The sequence below is a fragment of the Flavobacterium piscisymbiosum genome (assembly GCF_020905295.1).
In the GTDB taxonomy this organism is placed as follows: domain Bacteria; phylum Bacteroidota; class Bacteroidia; order Flavobacteriales; family Flavobacteriaceae; genus Flavobacterium; species Flavobacterium piscisymbiosum.
Genome location: NZ_JAJJMM010000001.1, coordinates 3,181,252 through 3,204,876, shown reverse-complemented (window position 1 = coordinate 3,204,876; position 23,625 = coordinate 3,181,252). Strand labels below are relative to the sequence as shown.

At 32.4% G+C, this 23,625-nt stretch carries 15 protein-coding genes; 3 read left to right on the top strand and 12 right to left on the bottom strand.

All coding sequences use genetic code 11. From position 1 onward, the window contains the following. Positions 1-2: 2 nt before the first annotated feature. The gene (locus LNP81_RS13975) at positions 3-3,074 is read right to left on the bottom strand and encodes a SusC/RagA family TonB-linked outer membrane protein (protein ID WP_230036794.1); all 3,072 of its coding nucleotides are present in this window, start codon (positions 3,072-3,074) and stop codon (positions 3-5) included. A 241-nt stretch (positions 3,075-3,315) separates the two neighbouring features. Then, positions 3,316-6,117: a triple tyrosine motif-containing protein gene (locus LNP81_RS13970; protein ID WP_346432739.1), complete on the bottom strand. Its 2,802-nt coding sequence runs from the start codon at positions 6,115-6,117 to the stop codon at positions 3,316-3,318. A gap of 363 nt (positions 6,118-6,480) precedes the next feature. On the opposite strand from LNP81_RS13970, the gene uvrA reads away from it, so the two are divergent. Continuing rightward, positions 6,481-9,276 (top strand): excinuclease ABC subunit UvrA, encoded by a 2,796-nt coding sequence (gene uvrA / locus LNP81_RS13965; RefSeq protein ID WP_230036792.1) that lies wholly within the window; start codon positions 6,481-6,483, stop codon positions 9,274-9,276. 131 nt (positions 9,277-9,407) lie between these two features. Here the strand turns inward: uvrA and LNP81_RS13960 are convergent, their stop codons facing one another. The 7 genes from LNP81_RS13960 to LNP81_RS13930 form a co-directional block, all read right to left on the bottom strand. Beyond that, positions 9,408-9,707: a DUF8108 domain-containing protein gene (locus LNP81_RS13960; protein ID WP_065447970.1), complete on the bottom strand. Its 300-nt coding sequence runs from the start codon at positions 9,705-9,707 to the stop codon at positions 9,408-9,410. 243 nt (positions 9,708-9,950) lie between these two features. Further along, positions 9,951-11,600 (bottom strand): mechanosensitive ion channel family protein, encoded by a 1,650-nt coding sequence (locus LNP81_RS13955; protein ID WP_230036790.1) that lies wholly within the window; start codon positions 11,598-11,600, stop codon positions 9,951-9,953. Positions 11,601-11,695: 95 nt separating this feature from the next. Next, positions 11,696-13,165 carry a lipopolysaccharide biosynthesis protein gene (locus LNP81_RS13950; RefSeq protein WP_230036788.1) on the bottom strand — a complete coding sequence of 490 codons (1,470 nt, stop codon included), beginning with the start codon at positions 13,163-13,165 and terminating at the stop codon, positions 11,696-11,698. A 47-nt stretch (positions 13,166-13,212) separates the two neighbouring features. Further along, positions 13,213-14,502, bottom strand: a complete 1,290-nt coding sequence (locus tag LNP81_RS13945) for a glycosyltransferase family 4 protein (protein WP_230036786.1) — start codon at positions 14,500-14,502, stop codon at positions 13,213-13,215. Positions 14,503-14,544: 42 nt separating this feature from the next. Beyond that, positions 14,545-14,715 (bottom strand): hypothetical protein, encoded by a 171-nt coding sequence (locus LNP81_RS13940; protein WP_230036784.1) that lies wholly within the window; start codon positions 14,713-14,715, stop codon positions 14,545-14,547. 70 nt (positions 14,716-14,785) lie between these two features. Further along, positions 14,786-17,230 carry a YfhO family protein gene (locus tag LNP81_RS13935; protein WP_230036782.1) on the bottom strand — a complete coding sequence of 815 codons (2,445 nt, stop codon included), beginning with the start codon at positions 17,228-17,230 and terminating at the stop codon, positions 14,786-14,788. 51 nt (positions 17,231-17,281) lie between these two features. Continuing rightward, positions 17,282-17,602: a DUF4834 family protein gene (locus tag LNP81_RS13930; RefSeq protein WP_230036780.1), complete on the bottom strand. Its 321-nt coding sequence runs from the start codon at positions 17,600-17,602 to the stop codon at positions 17,282-17,284. 89 nt (positions 17,603-17,691) lie between these two features. On the opposite strand from LNP81_RS13930, the gene LNP81_RS13925 reads away from it, so the two are divergent. Continuing rightward, positions 17,692-18,669, top strand: a complete 978-nt coding sequence (locus LNP81_RS13925; protein ID WP_230036778.1) for a transporter — start codon at positions 17,692-17,694, stop codon at positions 18,667-18,669. Positions 18,670-18,715: 46 nt separating this feature from the next. Then, on the top strand, positions 18,716-19,834 hold the full coding sequence (locus LNP81_RS13920; RefSeq protein ID WP_230036776.1) for a GTP cyclohydrolase: 1,119 nt from the start codon (positions 18,716-18,718) through the stop codon (positions 19,832-19,834). 310 nt (positions 19,835-20,144) lie between these two features. Here LNP81_RS13920 and LNP81_RS13915 read toward each other — a convergent pair whose 3' ends face one another. The 3 genes from LNP81_RS13915 to LNP81_RS13905 form a co-directional block, all read right to left on the bottom strand. Then, complete coding sequence (locus LNP81_RS13915; protein WP_230036774.1) at positions 20,145-20,618, bottom strand: hypothetical protein; 474 nt, start codon at positions 20,616-20,618, stop codon at positions 20,145-20,147. 120 nt (positions 20,619-20,738) lie between these two features. After that, positions 20,739-22,001, bottom strand: a complete 1,263-nt coding sequence (capB, locus tag LNP81_RS13910) for a cysteate-C-fatty acyltransferase (protein ID WP_230036772.1) — start codon at positions 21,999-22,001, stop codon at positions 20,739-20,741. A 361-nt stretch (positions 22,002-22,362) separates the two neighbouring features. Continuing rightward, positions 22,363-23,601, bottom strand: a complete 1,239-nt coding sequence (locus LNP81_RS13905) for a hypothetical protein (RefSeq protein ID WP_230036770.1) — start codon at positions 23,599-23,601, stop codon at positions 22,363-22,365. Positions 23,602-23,625 lie beyond the last annotated feature (24 nt).

The following is a 23,625-nucleotide window of genomic DNA, read 5'->3' as shown; positions in this document are numbered from 1 at the left end:
TTTTAAAAATTTAGATTTAGTCCCATTGTATAAATCCTTGGAGTTGGATAAAATCCGTTATCGATTCCTGATCCTACAGACGATTGCGAAATATTATCATCATTTGTTGGCCCTGTGATAGCAGCCGGATCAAAACCTTTGTATTTGGTAAAAGTGTACAAATTGTTTACCCCTACATATAAACGTAATTTTGAAATCCCAATTTTATCCGAGAATGTTTTGTTTAATGTGTACCCCAATTGTACGTTCTGAATTCTTACGAAAGAGGCATCCTCTACATAATAATCAGAAAAAAGATTGTTGTTTGTAGCTCCGGTTGTAACTCTTGGAACGGTGTTACTTGTTCCTTCTCCGGTCCATCTTCCTAAAACATAATTTGATTTATTTACATCTGTAAGTGTACGCTCGTAATTTCTCACCATATCATTTCCTATTGAAGCATAAGCATAGGCAAGGAAATCAAGATTTTTATAATTAAGGGTTAAGTTTAATCCCATTATTACACTCGGAACCGGGTCTCCAATATATGCTCTGTCTTTGCTGTCTATTACACCGTCACCATTTACATCTTTAAATCGAATATCTCCCGGAGCTGTGGCTGATCCTAAAGCTGCCTGCGATGGATGTGCTGCAATTTCGGCCTGGTTTTGGAAAATTCCATCCGTTTTATATCCATAAAAATATCCAATAGGCAATCCTTTTTGCATTCTTGACGGAAGAAGCGGCTGTCCAACGCCAAAACCACCTGCCTCTGTATAACCGGTTCCATTAGTCACTTCTAAAACTTCATTATCAATTGTTGTGATATTATATCCTATATTAAAATTAAAATTATCAGATATCTTGTCTTTATAATTAACCGCAAATTCAAATCCTTTGTTACGTACAGAACCTGCATTCATAGTTGGCGAAGAAGCTCCCGGAGCATAAACTCCTGTTATTCCCGATACCGGAATTTTTGGAATCAATAATTTATCTCGTGTATCTATAAAATAATCTGCTGTAAAATCCAGCTTATCATTAAATAATCTAAAATCAACCCCTACGTCAAACTTTTTGGCTTCTTCCCATTGTAGTTTCGGATTTGGTAATCCGCCAATCGCTGTACCATTTACAAGAGCTCCATTAAATACATAAGTCGCTTCTCCATTTAATAAACCTGTATAACCATTAGGTTTTATCTGGTCATTTCCTAAAACACCGTAACTTACTCTTAGTTTTAAGAAATTTAAAGTGCTATTATCTTTTAAAAATGATTCTTCAGAAACTACCCATCCTGCAGTAAATGAAGGAAAGAAAGCAACGCTGTTTTCTGGTCCAAATTTAGTTGATGCATCTCGTCTGATAACTCCGCTTAAAAGATACTTCCCTTTAAAATCATATTCTAAAATTCCGGCATACGAAACCCTTCTTTCATCATAACTATACGATGATACATCACGGCCACCAGCCGGACTTGTTCCTTTTGCCAAATTTATATCTGCGTATTTCCATGAATTATTAGGAACATCATAACCTGTTGCTCCAAGTCCTGATCCCCATAATTTATAAACTGTAGATACAAGGATTGCTTTAAGATTATGATTGCCAAAAAGCGTCTTTTTGTATTCTGCAATAAGATCAAGTGTATAATCATTATCGTTTACAGTATTTTGATTCACACTGCTTCTTGTAATATCAAACACTTTTCCGCCGTAGCTTACTTGCTTAGAAAAGTTTCTGCTAATGCTGTTTCCACTATTGAAACCAATACGTGATGTAAATTTAAACTCTTTGGTGATGTCATAAATAAAGCTAACATTTCCGTTTAGTTTTCTCAACTTATAGTCGTTATAAGTGTTTTCTATTTGCGCCAACGGATTGATAATTTCTACTCCGTAACCTGGGGCACTAGGAACTAAAGTATAGTTTCCGTTTTGATCACGAACCGGCAAAGTCGAAGGTGTATTAATAGCATTAAAAAGTACCGAACCTAAACCGTTTTCATTTAATGAATCTCTGTCGAGATACGTATAAATAATATTCGTTTGCAGTTTCATATTACTAGCCAAATCTGCGCCTAAAGATAATCTTGCAGTATTTCTTTTAAAATCAGATTTTGGGCCTCCAATAATACCTTGCTGGGTTAAATCTGATCCGCTTAATAAATAGGTGATTTTATCTGAACCTCCGGATATGGCAATATCATTATTAATTACCGGAGCTGAGTTGAAAATTTCTTTTTGCCAATCTGTTCCTTTTCCTAATCCTGAAACATTAGGGTAAGGCAATGCTTGTCCGCCGTTAGCATAACTTTCATTCAATAACAATGCATATTCTGTGGCATTTAGTACCGACATTTTTCTGCTTGTTTCCTGTGTACCAAAAGAAGAGTTGAAAGAAACTTTGGTTTTAGAATTCTTTTTTCCTGTTTTTGTGGTTACCAATACAATTCCGTTGGCTCCCAATACTCCATAAACTGCTGCCTGCGCATCTTTAAGTACTGTTATCGATTCGATATCACTTGGATTTAAAATACTCAAATCTCCCTGATAACCATCTATAAATACAGTTGCAGCATTATTCCCGTTTGTGGCAACACCTCTAATATTGATATTCATTGCTGCTCCCGGAGAACCCGATTGTGCCGTAACGCTAACACCCGCAACGGTTCCTTGCAGGGCTTGCTCTACTTTAAGAGGATGAAGATCCTCGATCGTTTTGCTCGATACAACAGTAACTGCTCCTGTTACATCTCTTTTCTTTTTGCTGCTGTATCCTAATACAACAACTTCATCAAGCGATCTGGCATCATCGCTCATTTTAACCGTTATTTTGGTTCCTGAAACCACAACTTCTTGTGTTTTAAAACCTATATAACTTAAAACAATTACAGTCCCTTTAGGAACTCCTAATAATTTAAAAGATCCGTCGAAGTCTGTGGTTGTACTTTGCGACGAACTTTTAACTTTTACATTTACGCCCGGTAGAGATAAACCCGAGCCATCTAATACTGTACCGCTTACATCAAAAGACTGCGAAAACGCATAAGATGTAAACAGCATTAGTACGGTTAGTAATAATCTAGATTTCATAATTAGTTAGTTTTTATTGAAAGATAAATTTATCTTATCCGTTTAGGAAAACTACAAATTTAACCTCAACAAAAAACATACATCATAAAAAAAACCTATGTAAATTTAATATATCCTAAAATAAACCCTTATTTAACTATAAATTACGAATGTTAATTTCTTTAACATAAACACTACAAAATCACAACAAATCGTTAATGTTGAGGTAATGTATAGTTTTTTAGAAGCGTTTTTTGATGTACTATACAGCCAAAATATATTCGACTAAACCGTTTTCGTGCTGCAAATCCATTTTTTTACGCAAACGATACCTTTTTATCTCAACACTTCGCACCGAAATATTAAATAAAGGAGCAATTTCTTTTGAAGAAAGATTCAATCGAAGATAAGCACATAGACGCAAATCGTTTGGAGTAAGCAAAGGATGAAGCTGCTTGATTCTTTTTAGAAAATCTTTATCGGCATTATCAAAAGCTTCTTTAAATACATTCCAGGAATCTTCCTCGGTAATATTTTTGTTGATTGTACTTATAACCGATTTGATATTATTACTATCGTTTTGAGAGGTCTTTTTTAAATCTTCCTTAATAAAAGCAAGTAATTCGTTTTTGCTATTTAAACTCATGGTCGAAACTGCCAACTCTCTGTTCTTATTATCAACATCCTGAGAGAGTTGTTCGTTGCGAAGCTTCATTAATTGCTGCTCATTTTCGAGTTCTTTAATCTCTAATAAAAGATTATTTTCTTCTATTAATTTCTCTTTTTGTTTGTGATAATAATTGCGATACGCTTTGTTTACAAAATAGGCCAATACCAACATTAAAAGAAAATAAATAAACCAAGCCAGATTGGTTAAATACCATGGTTTTAAAACCACAAATGTATAAGTGGCCGTATTTTCCAGTATTGTACTAGCATATTTTGCCCTTACTTTGAAGGTATATTTTCCTGGTGAAAGATTTTTAAAATTTACTGTTGCTTTTGTGCTCCATTCGCTCCAATCGTTCTGGAAACCTTCCAGCAAATATTGATATTCTGAATTGATGTATTTATTGTATTCAGGAACCGTATAGTTTAGAGTGATATTATTTTCGTTTGATTTAAATTCTCCCTCATTTTGAATGGCAACATTTTTTAAGGTTTCATTTTGTTTGTTTATGGTAATATCAGTGATAAAAACGGTATAGTTTTTAAAACTTAAATCCTCAATATTCAACGTATAATACCCATCCGTAGTACCTATTAAATAAGTCGACTTCGAAATTTGTGTAATATTCTCAAAACCCAGCATCGAATTGGTTAAAGATGACGGAATCGGGATGATATTCTGTTTTAGCTGATTGCTTAATTTACTGGCAGAAAAATAATGGATATAGTTTTTAGAAAACAGCCAGATTTTGTTCGAATTGTCTACGATTAATTTCCCGGATGTATATTCATCTTTTTCGAAAATAGAACTCAATAAATTGTCTTTTTCAAATTGTTTTGTATTTGGATTTAATTTGAAAATTCCGCCCTTATAAGCGTAATAAATAGCATTGTTGAATTTGACTAAACTGGCATTTTTTCCCTTTTGAGGAGATTTATAAGTATAAAAACCATGCGTTTGTAATAATGATTTATCCAGTTTTAATCTAAAAATACCTTTGTATTCATGACTTACATAAACATCGAAATTATTGGTGATTTCGAAATAACGCGAAGAATAATCAAAACCTTTAATTTTATTTTTAAAAACCCATTGATTGTTTACTTTTTCTAAAACCGAAATTCCGTAATAATTCCCCTGAAGCAATTGATTTTCAGAATTGGGTACTTTTTCTAATTTCCAGGTTCCCGAAGCCGAAAATATACTTCTGGCCGAATCATTCGTGATAATAAAAGTTCCTGAATCATGTCCGCAAAAAAGTGTATTATCATATACAAAAAGCGACCAAACCTGTCCTTTTGTACCATTTATGAATTTAAACTCAGAATTGCTTTGAATGTTTTTACAAAATAAACCCTGATTGGTGCCCACATATAACAGACCATTAAAAGTAGCCGATGCATACACTGTTCCCAAAACTCCGGTATCATCTGTAAAACTATGCACAGGTGAGTTGATATTGATACAATTGATTCCGTTATCGAGTCCTGCCCACAAATTCTGGTCTTTATCTTCAAAAAGAGACAAGGCAGTATTGTTGCTCAATCCTTTGCTTTGCGAAATATGATATTTTAATCTTCCCTTATCTGATAAAATAAAGATCCCGTTAGAAACCGTTCCTAAAGCAAAACTTCCGTCCTGAAGAAGTTGACTGCTGTAAACAAAACTTGATTTCAATTCAGCATCAACATCCGTTGCAAAACGGGTTAGGTTATTTCCTGATAATTTATAAATACCATCCAATTGTGTCTGAATCAGTAAACCATCTTCTGTTGTAAATATATTTACCATCGTGAATTTTTTAAGAATTTGATGATCCGAAACTAATTTGGCTTTGCCGCTTTCTATTTCAAAAAGGCCTTCATTTATCGTTTGAAAATAGATAGCATTTTTATTTGCGAATGACTTAACAACGCCATTTTTTGGCGCAATAATTTTAAATTTTCCGGTTTTGGTATCATAAATATAAATTCGGTTTAAGGATTGAAATAAAATCCATTGATCGTATTTAAGAATATTCCAGAATTGTTCATCATCCAAAATTTTATTTTTGATAGTATCGCTGAGCGAAGTATATTTTAGCTTTCCATTGGTTTGTCTGGTCCAGTAACCAAAATTCATGTAGCAGCCAGTGTAAATTTTGTTTCCAATAACTCTTACCGAGCGCATAATAGTTTCATTTGGTGCCGGATATAATTGCCAGTTTGTGCCATTATATTCGAGCAAACCATCATTATTTGCAAAATACAAATAGTTCTGATCGTCCTGCGATATCATCCAACTCTGATTTCCTGCACCATAAACAGACGATGAATACTTAATAATGGGCGGAAACTCCTGCGAAAACAGGACAAAACTCATCAAAAAAAACAGCAAAGAAAGTTTCGTTTTCAATTTTATCTTGTGGTATTTATTATTAAAAATCAGTTCTAAAATAGCTTATTTTATATTGAAATAACAAGTTTTTAATAAAATAAAACAAGATTAAACATATCTCTGTTAATTCTATACAATTTCTATTAATTCGGACTTTTAACTCGGGAATTTGGAATGTGAAAATATACCCTGCCTCAATGATTTAATCGATTAGCAATTTACTACGATAGAATCTCAAAACATAGCCCAAGGTTTCAACTTTAGGAAACTATAGGATTTATTCAGCTTTTACAACAATGGGAATTATGTTAAAATTTGGAACAATGTCATTAACAGAACTCAATTCAAAATTGATTACTTTTGTAAAAATTGACTTTTTGTATGCAGATTGATCTTTCTACACTCGACCCAAAACATAATATTATAATTAAAGGAGCGCAAGTACATAATTTAAAAAATGTAGATGTCGCTATTCCCAGAAATAAACTTGTTGTCATCACAGGTCTTTCAGGATCAGGTAAATCAAGCTTAGCTTTTGATACTTTGTATGCCGAGGGACAACGCCGCTATGTAGAGAGTTTATCCTCGTATGCGCGTCAGTTTCTTGGGCGATTAGACAAACCAAAAGTAGAATACATAAAAGGTATTGCTCCTGCAATTGCTATTGAGCAAAAAGTAAATACAACGAACGCACGTTCGACTGTAGGAACTTCGACTGAAATCTACGATTATATGAAGCTTTTATTCGCAAGAATTGGCCGTACATTTTCACCGGTTTCCGGACTCGAAGTCAAAAAAAATACCGTTACCGATGTTGTCGCCGATGTAAAAAACATGCCATTAGACAGCAAATGGATGCTTCTGTCTCCTATTCATCTTGAAGAAGGGCGACAACTCGAAGACAAGCTAAAAGTATTGCTGCAACAAGGTTTTGCACGTATTCTGGCAAATAATGAAATGGTTCGTTTAGATGAATTTACGCCTACAGAAATTCATAAATTAGACAATAAAGATATTTTATTGATTATTGACAGGATTGTCGTTAAGGACGAAGAAGAGTTTTATAATCGTTTGGCCGACGCCGTACAAACCGCTTTTTTTGAAGGAAAAGGAATTTGTTATCTTCAGGAAGTAGGCTCAGATAAAAGATTTACCTATTCGAATAATTTTGAATTAGACGGCATTACGTTCTTAGAACCTAACGTTCATTTATTCAGTTTTAATAATCCTTACGGAGCTTGTCCGGTTTGCGAAGGTTACGGAAATATTATTGGCATCGATGCTGATTTAGTAGTGCCAAATACTTCTTTATCTGTTTTTGAAAATGCTATTTATCCATGGCGAGGAGACAGCATGAGCTGGTATAAAGACGAATTGGTAAAACACGCTTATAAATTTGATTTCCCGATTCATAAACCGTATTTTGAACTAACCGAAGAGCAAAAAGACCTGATATGGAAAGGAAACAGTTATTTTCAAGGTCTGAACGGTTTCTTTAAAGAACTTGAAGAAAAAAATTATAAAATTCAAAATCGCGTAATGTTATCGCGTTACCGCGGAAAAACAAAATGTCACGCTTGTCGCGGAAAACGTTTACGCGAAGAAGCTTCATATGTAAAAATCAACGGTAAAACAGTTTCTGATTTAGTCGATTTACCTATTAAACATTTGGTTACTTTTTTCAAAAACATTGATTTAAATGTTTACGAACAACAAATTGCAAAACGTTTGATGGTCGAAATCAACAATCGTTTGTCATTTTTGACAGAAGTTGGTTTGGATTACCTGACTTTAAACAGAAATTCAGCAACACTTTCAGGTGGAGAATCGCAACGTATTAACCTCGCCACTTCATTAGGAAGCAGTTTGGTTGGATCGATGTATATTCTTGATGAGCCAAGTATTGGTTTACACCCAAAAGATTCTGAACGACTAATCAAAGTTTTATTATCGCTTCGTGATCTGGGCAATACGGTTATTGTTGTAGAACATGATGAAGATATTATGAAAGCTGCTGATATGATCATTGATATTGGTCCTGAAGCAGGAACCTTTGGAGGTCATCTGGTTGCTCAGGGTACTTATGATGAAATTTTAAAATCAGATTCATTAACGGCAAAATATCTTAATGGAGATTTAGAAATTTCGGTTCCTAAAAAGAGACGAAAATTCAAAAATCATATTGATATTGTTGGCGCAAGAGAAAATAACTTAAAAAATATTAATGTTACTTTTCCATTAGATGTTTTAACCGTAATTACAGGAGTTTCGGGAAGTGGAAAAAGTACTTTGATCAAAAAAATATTATTTCCTGCCATGCAGAAAAAGCTGGAAAACGCAGCCGAGAAAGCCGGTCAGTTTAGTGATCTAAAAGGTTCTTTTTCGCAAATAAAACATATCGAATATGTAAATCAAAATCCTATTGGAAGAAGTTCACGATCAAATCCGGTAACCTATATCAAGGCTTATGATGATATTCGTGATTTATATGCCAAAGAGAAATTATCTAAAATAAGAGGTTATCAGGCCAAACATTTTTCTTTTAATGTTGACGGAGGTCGTTGCGAAACCTGTAAAGGAGAAGGCTCAATAAACGTCGAGATGGTCTTTATGGCCGATGTCTCGCTGCCATGTGAAACTTGCGGGGGAAAAAGATTTAAAAAAGAAATTTTAGAAATCACCTTCGACGATAAAAACATCAACGATATTCTAACCATGACTATCGATGATGCCATTGCCTTTTTCGATAAAAACAAACAAACCAAAATTACACAAAAACTTCAGCCTTTACAAGATGTTGGTTTAGGTTATGTGCAATTAGGTCAATCTTCTTCTACCCTTTCGGGCGGAGAAGCACAACGTATTAAACTGGCTTCATTTTTAGTAAAAGGGGCTACAAAAGACAAAGCTTTATTTGTTTTTGATGAACCAACAACGGGATTACACTTTCATGACATCAAAAAATTATTAGCTTCTTTTGATGCATTAATAGAAAAAGGACATTCGATAATTGTAATCGAACACAATCTTGATCTTATAAAATGCGCCGACTGGATTATTGATTTAGGTCCCGAAGGTGGAGAAAACGGAGGACATTTATTAGCTACAGGAACTCCTGAAGATGTAGCAAAAGAAAAGAAATCAGTTACAGGGATTTATTTAAAAGACAAATTATAGGAGAAAGATTCTGAGGGACTGAGTTGCTAAGGTTCTAAGTTTAAGAAAATTTCAAATAAAAAATCCAAATTCCAATGATCTTAAATCATATTGGAATTTGGATCTTTTTTAAATTTTGAGATTTAAATTTATTAAGCGACTAAACATCGTTCTTCAAAGGGGAAACCATCTTCGTCGATGGCAACTAATACTTTTTTTTGTTTTGATGCCTCAATTGTCAAGTAAAGCCAAGCAAATGACCACAATCCTAAGGTTAGACAAAAAATAATGAAATTTAAACCATGATTTACTACTTTTCCGCCCTTTGAAAGGACTGCAAAAAGGAATTCATCATTTCTCTCTTCTAATGTAAATCCGTTATGAACTTTGTTTGATATCATATTAGAAAACACCTGTAAGCTCTGCTCCTGACTAAGTCCATTGTTCTTCATAATCATTACGTAAAAAAATTAATCCAAATACTGCAAAAATTACTCCACGCTTTTTAACATTTTCAGCGTAGCAATCCAACTTAATAAACACAATAACAAACACTTTTATTGTCTTAAATGAGATCTTTTTTATCCTATTAAGGAAAGTGTTGCTAAATTCTTAGCTAAAGTTAATTTTTATAAAATTAAATTCAAAACAAATCACTGTTAAATTTTTAAGATTAATACCACAGTATCAATTTATTAACTTTTATTCTTAATATTAAATGAAGGAGCCTCGTAATCACTTTTTAAATAATTTTCAGGAATCGTAGTGTTATTTCCGTCGCGTATGGCATTATAATGAGGTGACATAATTTCGATTCCGGCCGCATTAAATGAATCCTGAATATTTTGATGCAATGAAGAATAGATCATAGGCTGCTTTGTAGGGTGTTTCGTATACACATTAATTTGGTACGAAACATAAAAATCATCTAAGCTTGTCTGCAACACAAAAGGCGGCGGTGTTTGCTCAATCAACTCTGTTTTTAATGCCGCATCGATCAAAGCTTTATGAATATCTTTCCAGGGTACATCATAACCAATTGTAACAGTGGTGTGAATTAGTAAACCATTATTGACCTGCTTTGTATTCGACGAATAATTAGTAGAAGTACTGGACAATACAGTAGAATTAGGTATTGTTATATCTTCAAATTTTGGCGTTCTTATTCTGGTAACCAAAGCTGTTTTCTCTATAACCTCTCCGCTTACATCTCCTATTTTTATAAAATCACCAATCTTAAACGGGCGCATATAGGTGATAACTAAACCTGCCACCATATTGGCAATAGCGTTTGAGGATCCTAATGAAAATAAAATACCCACAAAAACAGATACACCTTTGAAAATTGGAGAATCAGAACCTGGCAAATACGGAAATATAATCACTATCATAAACGCCAATAATAGAAACCTGATGATATTAAATGTAGGCATTGCCCAGTCACTGTAAAAGCCATCTATTTTTATATTTTCTTTTTTGATTTCATCAAAAAAGAACCGTATTACCTTTATGGTATATTTAAAAATAAAAACAATAACAACTATAGTAACAAAGCTTGGTAAAAAATCGACAAAGCCCATTACAGCCAGTTTTGCCGGCGTAAGAATCCATCGTAATAATGTTGTGGTGTATGCTTCTGTCGCCGGAAAAATGCTAAACAATAATGGCAAAGAAAAATAAACTATCAAAATCAAAGTAAAACCTTTTACAAAGCTATACAATCGCATTAATAGCCCTTGCTGTTTTTGTGGCGAAAGAATAGTGATATTGTTATAACTAAAACCTTTAAAATATTTATCGCTATTTTTAAGAATGTGTAATCGTATTCTATTGAAAATCTTTCCCACAAAATACAAAACAATTCCAATGATAAGAATCAGTAATGCAGTATATCCAAGTCTTTTAGGAAGCATTGAATAATTTTCGTTTTGATAGATAACGGCTTTTTTTATTGCGTTTAAATTTCGCTTGGCAATAAATCCAGTGGTTTGATTTTCGGCTTTTGCATCACCATCCAAAATGGACATAATGATGAAGTCGTTTTTGTACACTATATCCTGAGAAATATCCGAAGGAACAACTATAATAGAATCTTCTTCAAAAAAAGAGTCTTCGTAAAGTTTTCTGATTTTTTCAGTAATGGCATTTGCCCTGTTTTCGGCAGTAAAAGAACCTACTTTATTATAAACATAAAAAAGCGTGTCCTTGAATGGATTTACAGGATATCCTTTTTGTTTTAATTCGGTTGTAACTTTTGAAGTCTGTAAAGTATCTTTTTGAGCAAAAGCCAGTGAAGAAAACAAAACAATGAAGAACGCTAAAAAACACACTAATTTCTTTTTCATATTTTGCTAGCAATAAGTTGGTTATCCTTCTAACAAATATAAAAACAAAATAGATTGGAATTTAAAATACTTTATGTTTTCTCAATAAAATCGTACTAAATTTTAATTCCTACTTTTCGCAAAAGCATATCGATTACTTTATTAATATCCGGAGAAATATCAAACTTATAATTTAAGTAAACATATAAAATCGTTACTAAAATAGATTTTAAAGCAATACTTATCAATTGGTAAAACGGAAATTCCCAAAAATAAAACAGTAGAAACAACGCAAAAGTTAACAGCATTGAATAGATCGTTTCTTTAGAAAAAGGATATAAATCAAGCTTTTTTACAACAAAAAGCAATTTTGCCAAACTATATAGTGTAATCGATAATAAAGTCGCAAACGCAGAACCTTTAATTCCAAAAATTGGAATAAAAATCATATTTAAGATCACGGTCAAAAACACCAAAAGCAATCCTAAATACAATACCATTCGGTAGTATTTTGTATTAAAAATGATAGCATTATTGTTTCCTAAAATCAAATCGAAATACTTCGATAATCCAATCATAAATACAACAGAGATTCCGCCACTGTATTCTTTTGGAACTAATTCATACAATTGATTGATATTGACAAAAATACATAACATTACAAATCCGCCAACCATTTGCAGATTGATAGAGGTTTTTTTATACAATTGATTCAATTCATCATGTTTGTTATCGTGCATCAATTTTGCCGTAATCGGATATACAATCTGATGCATGGCACGACTCGGAACCGAGATTACCAAAGCAATATAGGTTGCCACAGAATAATAAGCGATGTTCTCAATTTTCATGTATTGATTCAGCATCAATTTATCACCGTCTAAAAGTAAATTGGCAACACTTCCTGAAAGAATAATGAAAAAGGTATATTCCATTACGTCTTTTACATTTTGAGGTATATTGATCTGAAATTTAGGCTTTTTGACATAGAAAGCATAAAACATCGTTACTATAAAAGCCACAAAATAAATTCCTGCCGTCACATATACAAATTGAATAAGTGTCATCCAATTAAAATATAAACCTACCAAAGCAAAAGTCGAAAACAGTCTCAACCCAACTTCTTTAATAAAATTTCCAAAAACAGAATGCATATGAACTCTCGCCCAGGCATAGAATATTTCGAAATAGGCCATACAAATCCCAATAAATGGAATTAAAAACATAAACTCTTTTACAACAGGGTTTTTCTTTGTTACAAATGCCGTAATATCATCAAAGAAAAAGATTCCGATTATCCCTAACGGAATACACATTAATATTGGAAATAAGGCTGTAAATGATAAAAATTGCTCTCTTTCTTCTTCTGTTTTATATTGAGAATAAAATTTGACTAACGTATTTTGCATTCCGATAGCAAACAAAGGCATAATAACATTCGCTGCCGAAAGAATATAATTGGTTAACGCGTAATAAGTAGCACCCAGATAAATAGGATATAAATAAAGTGTATTAATGGCTCCAATAGCGAAACCTATATAAGTAATGATTGTATTTTTGAAAGACTGATTTAAAACAATACCCATTTTTGGATTTTAGATTTTTAGATTATGGATTTTAGATTATTGCAATCTTATGATTCGCTAATCAATTGTGCCAATTGTTTAGTAAGGCTTTTTCTTGAATATTGTTGTAAACCAACGCCATGAGATTGTAATTTCCCTTCCAAAAATTGATTATAAAAGTCCAAAATTACACTTTTTAACTTCGCTTTTTCAGAATAATCAAAAAATACTCCTGTATTAGTCTCTTTAATGATATCGGCAAAATCTGATCCGTTTGGACCAATCGCAATTATTGGTCGATTGGAGACCATGTATTCAAACAATTTACCAGGAATTATGCTTTTAGTATCTTCAGAATTAATCTCGATTAAAAGTAAAACCTGAGATTTTTTTTGATGTGCAATTGCTTCGTGATGCGAAACATATCCTAAAAGATTCAAATAATCATTCAGATTAAATTCCTGAATAGCATCTAAAACTTCCTGACTTACGGCCCCAATTAATTTAATTTCCAGATGTGTTTTAAAATCTGGTATTTCATGAAGTAATTCTACCAAACATTCCCATAAAAATTTAGGATTTCTATCTGATAAAAAGGACCCAATATGTGCTAAAGTAAATTTAGTATCTAAAGTTTGTTTTTCAACATTCTCAATATCGTAACCGTTGGTAATTACCGAAATTGGCTTATTGGTAATCGCCTGAAATTCGGTTTTGGTAGTTTTACTCGTTACAATAATAGTATCTGCACTATTAAGTACTTTATGTTCTAAACTTTTATGTTTTTTAGCTGCATAAGCCGACAAACGTAATGCTTTGTGATAACCAATTGTAGTCCACGGATCGCGAAAATCAGCAAACCATTTTACATTTAGTTTTTCTTTTAATTCTAAGCCTATTAAATGCAAACTGTGCGGCGGTCCCGAAGTTACAATGGTATCAATATTATTTTCCTTGATATATTTCTCCAGATAAGTCACTGAAGGCTTTACCCAAAAAACACGGGCATCGGGAATAAAAAGATTTCCTCGAATCCAAAGAAATGTTTTATCTAAAAAAGTTTGTTTTTTCTTATGAGGAAAAATTCCGGAACTGATTTTCTTGGTTTTATTCTTCGAAAAAATGGATGCCAATTGATAGGGCTCCCAAATTTTATTTTTTAGAACAATAGCTTTATCAGAGATCTGACTTACCAAACCTTCATCAATTATTGGATATGTTGGATTTTCAGGAACATATACAATGGGCTGAACACCAAATTCAGGTAAATATTTTACAAATTTTAACCAACGCTGTACTCCCGGACCTCCAGCAGGCGGGAAATAATAAGTAATGATTAAGAGTTTTTTTTGTTCCAAAGAAAATCGGGTTTGTTGTTTTATAATGCAGATTCAAAAATATTAGTAAAACTTCATTCTTTTTTGAATAGAAATTCTATTTACTATTTTCAAGGTGTAAGAAACCTCAATAAGTATCATTAATCTTTCTAAATAAGAAAGAGATTTTATTTCAGCTATTCTTTTCGCTTCCAATTCTTTAGGAGAACCAAAACTTAAAACGCTCTTTTTCATTGTTTAGATATTTAAAATAATATGTAAAGATACTAAATGATATAAGCAATAAATAGTTCTGAAAACAAAATCAGATTTTTTGATCTCCAGTTTTTACCTTTCTATTCTCAAAATAAATACCTCCAATTAAAAGCAACAACATTCCAATAAAACTTATCAAAGTAATGATGCTTCCGGTTTTTACAACCTGAGGTTCAAATTTAAACTCAATAGTATGTTGTCCTCCCGGAACTTCCATAGCTCTTAAAACATAATCAACAGGGAAATGTGTCGTTAATTCACCATCAATATATGCGTTCCAGCCATTTTTATAATACATTTCAGAAAATACTGCCAAACCATCTTTCTTATTATCAGACTTGTATTTGATATAATTTGGTTTGTATTCCACAACTTTAATAGTTCCGGTTGTATCCCATTGTTTCTTTAATCGGGCACTTTTAAATTTGCCTTCATGTTCGTGTACATTAAAAACAGCTACAGTTTTAGTATCAATATGATCTAAAGCTTTCATTACATCATCAGCCTTATTTACTAATTTTATGGTACTAACAAACCATGCATTTCCGTTTGTATTTGGATTTATAGTTGGAAATTCTTTTCCTTCTTTATCTGTCTGGATGATGTATTTTACATTCAACATATCCAAAACTTCCATATTATTTTTCGCAATTTGATAATCAAATAATTGCTGTATTCTTCTTGGTTTCGCAGCATGATATCCACCTAAAGAATGGTGAAAATAAGATGCACGTGCGCTGGACATGTTTCCGTTTACTTCAAAAACCCTGTAATGTGTTGTATCTTTTAGAATTTGTGCATCAGAAGGTGTTTCCTGAAACGGCGCTGCAATTTGTACAGGGCTCACAAAATCTTTTGCCGAAACATATTTTTTATCCACAAAAAATAAATCGAAAATCATTAAAAGACCAACGATAATTAAAGTAGTATTTTGAGCCAGTTTATTTTTGATAAACAACCATAAAATTCCAAAAGTCAATACAATAAAAAATCCTGAACGTAATAAATCAGCAGAATATAAAGTCATTCTGTCTTCCTTTAAAGCATCAACAAAAGCTGGTCCGTAGCTTTGCAGGAAATAGTTATCGTTGCTTCCTGTAAAATGGAACATACTTTTAGCAAACACTAATATTACAATAATTCCTATACCAAAAACCCCAGTTTGTACAAGTGCTTTTTGTTGTATTTTAGGTTCATCTTTAGCTTTAAAGAAAGATTGTAATCCCATAATAGCCAAAACAGGAAAACACAATTCAAGAATAACCTGAATAGAGGAAACTGCCCTAAACTTATCATACATTGGAACGTAATCGATAAAAAAATCGGTTAGCAAGGAGAAATTTTTTCCCCAGGAAAGCACTAAAGAAACAAGCGCCCCCGAAAGAAATACATATTTTATTTTTCGATCATCGATAAATAATGCCAAAACTCCTAAAAAGAAAACCACAACCCCAATATATGCCGGAGCTGCAACAATAGGCTGATCTCCCCAATATGTTGGCATTCCTGACACAAAATCCTGAGCTTGCTCTGATGGAACTCCCTGTTCGATCATAAACGAATACATACGGCTATCTGTTCCTACGTTTTCATGATTTGAACCTCCAAAAAGTCTTGGCGCAATCAGGTTAAAACTTTCAGGAATTCCGTAACTATATTCTGTAATGTATTCGCGGCTTAAAGCATTTTCATTTGTCTTTTTAGATCCGTCCGGATTAAAAGTCAATTCGCTATTGCTTCGAGTACTAAATTTAGCATACTCGCTAGTAGCCATCAAATTGGTAGCATTTGCTCCAATCGCAAAGATTCCGGCTACAGCCAAAACTCCAATTGCTGTTAAAAGAGGCCTATATTCTTTTTCTTTAATAAAATTAAAGGCATAATAACCCGATAATATCAATAAGAAAATCAATAAATAATAGGTCATTTGAAAGTGGTTTGCATTAATTTCTAATGCAACCGCAAACATGGTGAGCAAACCTCCCCAAATATATTTTTTCTGAAAAACCAGTATAAATCCGGCTATAACAAGCGGCATATAAGCAATTGCATGCGCTTTTGCATTATGACCAACTCCAAGAATAATGATTAAATAAGTAGAAAAACCGAAAGCGATTGCTCCGATAAATGCTTTTAAAGGATCGGTTTTTAAAACCAATAATAAGCCGTAGAAACCTAAGAAATATAGAAATAGATAATCAGCAGGACGTGGTAAGAAACGTAAAATATCGTCTATATGTCCCACAAAATCATTAGGATAATTTGCTCCTAACTGATAGGTTGGCATACCACCAAAAGCTGAATTGGTCCAATAAGGCTCAGAATGCTCTGTTGCTCTAAAATCATTTTGCTCTTTAGCCATTCCGGTATATTGAGCAATATCCGATTGGAAGATTTGTTTTCCCTGTAAAACCGGGTAAAAATAAATTAAAGAAACGATAATAAAGCCCAATATAACAAGGGCATGCGGATAGAACTTATTTACTATTTTCAATTTAGACTGGTTTGGGTTAAATGATGAATCCTACAACTCTAGGACACAAACTTAATCTATTTCTTCGTAATCAACATAATCGCCCACCTTTTTGGTTTCGCGTGGTTTTTTAGCATTGGCTGTATCTATAATGATTTCGTCATTATTTGTACGCGTTTTTTGCCATGTAGTTCCCTGACTATATTGTTGTTGTCTCTGAAAATTCTCCCCTGCTTTTTCAACCGCTTTCTTTACCAATACCGGTAAAAAGATTTTAGCTAAAAACTTAAAAATATAATAAAACGCAATAATCCACATTATCGTTTTAAACAAATTTGTAAAAGATGCTTCTTGCATGATCATATAATTTTTTTCCAAAATTAATAAATCCATTGTTTAAAATTAAAATATCAATCTTAAATAAATAATAAAATATAGTACATTTGAAATGCGTTATTACTTTTTAATCAAAAAAAACATTTATGTTAAAAAATAAAAACTTTTTTATTACAGCACTTTTTTTCGTACCACAACTTTTTTTCGCACAATATACTGATGTAATCAACTCGAATCGTCCGGGTGAAACGATGTCTGCTTATGCGGTAGGAAAATCAGTAATTCAGGCAGAACTTGGTATTTATGGTATAAAAGAAAAACACGATCTATTAAATTATGATGCAAACGGTTTTGGTACAGATTTAACCCTAAGATATGGTGCTTTTTTAGAAAAATTAGAATTTATCCTGGATTTGCAATACCAAATGGAAAATTTTGATACGCCATACACCAGTTATAAAAAGAATAATTTCAGACAAACGGTTTTAGGAGCTAAATATTTAATTTATGATCCTTATAAAAACTATAAAAAAGAAGCTAATATTTATAGTTACAAAGCCAACCATAGTTTTAACTGGCATGAACTGATTCCTGCGGTTTCTATTTTTGCAGGAGCAAATTTTACCGGTGCTGATAATCCGTATTACTTTTCTCCTCAATCTGCCATTTCACCAAAAGTAGCCTTGATTACCCAAAATTTATTTGGCGGAGGAAAATGGGTTTTAGTAACCAATATTATTGCAGATTATATAGGAACAGATTATCCTAGTTATGGTTACGTTTTGACCCTGACACATGGCTTTAATGATAAATGGTCCGGTTTTGTTGAAAACCAAGGCTACAAAAGCGATTTTTACAGCGACGCTATTGTTCGTGGCGGAGCGGCTTACTTAATCAATTCTAATCTTCAGGTTGATGCTTCTATTAGTACTAACTTCAAAAATACGCCTTCGGTATTATATGGAGGAGTTGGCGTTTCCTGGCGTTATGACGGAAGTTATAAAGAACAACAAATGCAATTTAAGGGCAAGGAAAAAGCAAAAAAGAACAAAGATAACCAGATGGAACAAAGAGAAATCGATTATCAGGCAAAAGAAAGAAAGCGTAAAGCGAAATACGAATAAATTTTAATAACCTCTAAGTAAAGAGACAATTACATACTGAATCTTGATGATTACAATTAAAGAAGCCAAAACCAAAAAGGAATTAACCAACTATGTCAAATTTCCGTTTTCTCTCTATAAAGACAATCCATATTGGGTTCCGCCTATTATTGCAGACGAATTAGAGTCTTTTGATAAAACAAAAAATCCTGCTTTTGATAACGCCGAAGCCTATTTTTACCTTGCATACAAAGACAATCAAATTGTTGGAAGAATTACAGCAATCATCAATTGGTCTGAGGTAAACAATCAACACAAAAGAAAGGTTCGTTTTGGATGGTTTGATGTTATCGATGATATCGAAGTAACAAAGACTTTATTAGAAAAAGTATATGAGTTAGGAAGACAACATAGCCTGGAGCATGTTGAAGGCCCAATGGGTTTTTCGAACCTGGACAAAGTTGGTGTTCTTACAGAAGGCTACGACCAAATGGGAACCATGATTACATGGTATAACAATCCTTATTATGTCACTCATTTTGAACAATTGGGCTTTCAGGTAGAAAAGGAATATATAGAAAGCATTTTTCCGTTTTCGAATGTTAAACCTGAATTTTTCCTTAAAGCACAGGAATTAATCAAAAAAAGATACGGTCTAAGATCTCTAACATTTACCAAAACAAAAGACATTATGCCACACGTGGATAAAATGTTTGATTTGTTTAATGAATCTTATGCTAAACTGGCTTCGTTTGTAGCAATCTCAGATGTTCAGAAAGAATATTTTAAGAAGAAATACATCAGTTTTATCAATCCGGAATACATCAAATTTGTGGTAGATAAAGACGATAAATTGGTTGCTTTTAGTATTGTAATGCCTAGTTTTTCTGAGGCTTTACAAAAAGCAAAAGGAAAACTATTTCCTTTTGGGTTTATTCATTTGCTAAAAGCAAGAAAACAAAGTAAAGACGTTGTTTTTTACCTTATCGGAGTTCATCCTGATTACCAAAACAAAGGCGTTACAGCAATTATTTTTGATGAATATTATAAAACATTCTCAGAAAAAGGAATTCAAAATTGTATCAGAACTCCTGAATTAGCTGAAAACACAGCAATTCATTTGTTATGGAAGAATTTTGATCCCAAAATTCACTGTCAGAGAAAAACGTACCTGAAATATCTTTAAGAAATTTAAAGTTAGAGTAATAACTATCGATTAAATTAAATGCCTGATATAAAAATTTGTGATGAATGTAAGAGTGAATTTTACAAAGATTCTTCTTTAATGCAAAACTTATGCCCTGAATGTGCAAATATCTTATATGGCTATAAAAATTGTAAACATGAATTTATCGGTCAACGCTGCAAAAAATGTTACTGGAACGGCAATTCAAGTGAATTCGTAGATAAAGTTAAATCAAAGAAATAAGTTAAAAAAAAATCCATTCATTAAAAGCGAATGGATTTTTTATTATTTACAAATTTTAAATTCCTGATTATTGAGGACAATCAGTCTTGGTCAATGTATTTTTTGTATCAAATTTTAATTTCTTTTTATCTTTAAAAGTTACTTTGTTATTTGCATCTACTACATCGCCATATCCTTCAATAAGAGCACCGTCTTTTTGTAAAAAAACAACTTCTCTTACAGATGAAACACCTTCAGACATGAATGTGTAATCTGCAATTAGTGTATCACCTTTCATATTTCCTACCAAAGTACCTTCATTTTTATCTTTCCCTGTTAGATTATAACTTAGTTTTCCGTTTATTTCCTGATGTGAATTTACATTAAAACTTAACGCTACAATATTACCATTCAGTCTTGATGCATAACACTGATCTCCTGAAGGCTCAACAATTTCGGCTTCTTTTGGAGGACTTGGAACAATTTCGGGTGCTGGTTCTGTCTTTTTACATGAAACAAAAACAACTAAAATAATTGCGGTTATTGCTAATAATTTTTTCATACTTTTTAATTTTACTTGGGTTTTACAAGTATAAATTTAGTCGAAATAAAAAAAATCCATTCGCATAACGAATGGATTTTTTTACATAATTCCCATATCAGGAATTTATTTTCAAGAAATTTAAGCGTCTAAATCTACTGTAGTTCTGCTTGCAATTTCTTTATAAGTACCGTTTTCTAATTTTTCACGAATTGCTTCAAATGCCGTTAACGTTTCATCGATATCAGCCAAAGTATGTGAAGTTGTTGGAATCATTCTCAACAAAATAATTCCTTTTGGAATTACCGGATAAATTACAATCGACAAGAAAATACCGTAGTTTTCTCTTAAATCATTTACCATTACCATTGCTTCCGGAACACTTCCTTGTAAATAAACTGGTGTTACGCAAGTATTTGTATCTCCAATATTAAAGTTTCTTGTACGCAATCCGTTTTGTAATGCATTTACGTTTTCCCAAAGTTTATCTTTCAACTCAGGGTGATTACGCAATAATTCTAAACGTTTTAATGAACCAATAGTTTGAATCATTGGTAATGCTTTTGCAAACATTTGAGAACGTAAGTTATACTTTAAATAATCAATAATATCCTGATCTGCCGCTACAAAAGCTCCAATATTTGCCATTGATTTTGCAAAAGTAGAAAAGTAAACATCAATACCATCCTGAACTCCCTGCTCCTCACCTGCTCCGGCTCCTGTTTTACCAAGAGTACCAAAACCGTGTGCATCATCTACTAATAAACGGAAATTATATTTTTCTTTTAAAGCAACAATTTCTTTTAGCTTACCTTGTTGTCCTCTCATTCCAAAAACACCTTCGGTAATAAATAAAATACCTCCGCCAGTTTCTGTTGCCATTTTAGCAGCACGCTGAAGGTTTTTCTCCATACTTTCAAGATCATTGTGCTTGTAAGTAAAACGTTTACCCATGTGCAAACGAACACCATCAATGATACAAGCATGAGAATCTACATCGTAAACTATAATATCATTTTTAGTTACCAAAGCATCAATAATAGACACCATTCCCTGATAACCAAAATTCAATAAATATGCAGCTGGCTTCATTACGAACTCAGCCAATTCATTTTCTAATTGCTCGTGATATTTAGTATGTCCAGACATCATACGAGCTCCCATTGGGTAAGCCGCTCCAAACTGAGTTGCAGCATCAATATCTGCCTGACGAACCTCTGGGTGATTCGCAAGACCTAAATAGTCATTCAAACTCCAATTTAAAATATCTTTTCCACCAAATTTCATTCTTGGACCAAGTTCCCCTTCTAATTTAGGGAATACAAAATATCCCTCAGCTTGTGAAGCCCATTTTCCTAATGGTCCTTTATTGTTCTGAATTCTTTCGAATAAATCTTTTACCATAAATATATTTTGAAGTAATAATTTTAATTTATACAGGGTGCAAAAATAATGATTATTATTCTAAAATCGAGTTTGCCCCTTATTTTTATTAAAAAAATCAGAATAAAACCATCGAAATCCATTTACCTCTAACGCTTCCCGACTATAAATAAAATTTGAAAAGAGGAAAAATTTAAATTTAACATCTTAATATTTTACAACATGACTTTTATCATTATAAAAGACAAAATCATCCCTTATTTTTGAAGTCTATTAAAACAAATCAAAATTGATTTATTATTTATTAAAAACAATTAACAACAAACCAGAAAATACTTTTTAAATAGATTGATTCATTAGTAAGAGATAAGGGTGATTTTAATTAATCAACCCTTATTTTTTTTATTTTAAGTTCTGATACAATAATCAAAACCAAACCCAGAACAATCAGTGCGCTTGTTATAAAAATAGATTCGTAATACCAAGGCAGTACTCCTTTATTAAAGTAAAAAAATCCTCCCTGAAGAAACAGTAAGATTTCGGTTATTATGTATCCAAAAACAAAACATTTTACTCCTAACCGAACAAAAGAAGACTTATCTGAAATTAATTTATTCTGAAATAGAATTCCAAACAAAAAACCTGTAATAATTCCTAAAGTAGTTAAATGAATAAAACCAATTACAAATCCCCTTATTTGGTGCGAAGATTCAGCTAGAACAGGAATGAGAAGCATTAACTGAAAAATAATTTTAAGAAATAAAGAACCGATTGCCAGACTATAGACCATTTTTGTAGTAGAACTTAAAGAGGCCTGAAATGAAGAAATTTGTGATTTTAGCATTTTATAGAAATATACAAAAGCAAAAAACTGCAACACAACTCCAATACCGCTAATACATTTTACTATATTGTTTTTGACATACCAACTTACCGGAAATGCAAAAGTTGCGATCGTTGCGGCGATAAGCAAAGCAAAAAACAGGAGGGAATTTTCTTTTTCTATTTCATTTTTAATTTGCCTTAAAAACAAAGCCAAAACAGCAAATAAAAACCATCCATTAAATTGAAAATGAAGAAAAAACTGAATCGCAATTTGATAAAAGATGCTTTGTTTGCCAGCTAAACTTATTACAGGACCTAAAAGCCAAATTCCCACTGTTGAGAAAATCATAAATAAAATAGCTCCTAGTAAAAGCTTTTTATCTCTTCTTTTACCTTTGCAGCAATCCCTCCAGACCAATCCGCAGAAAACGTAACTTAATACTATATGCATTACTGAAAACAGAATCGAAAACAAAGCATAGCCCTGAACAGGAAAAGCGATCATCATACCTATAACAGCAAATTCTGTAAGCCAAAACAATCGATTATAAATAGGTTTTCTTCTTTTGTCTTTTGGAATAAAAAAATGCACTATCAAAACGTACAGCATTAAATATGTCCATCCTAACATTGCGACATGAGAATGCCCGTGAAGTAAATAGCTATAATTTATATTTTTTAGCGGAAATAAATACAAAAAACGCATTACTAATCCCATTATTGAGGCAACTAAAAAATTAAAAAAACAAACTATTATCCAGCTTTTCTGTATGCCTATTTTAGTCAGGAATTTCATTTTATGAGATTAAAATAATTGATA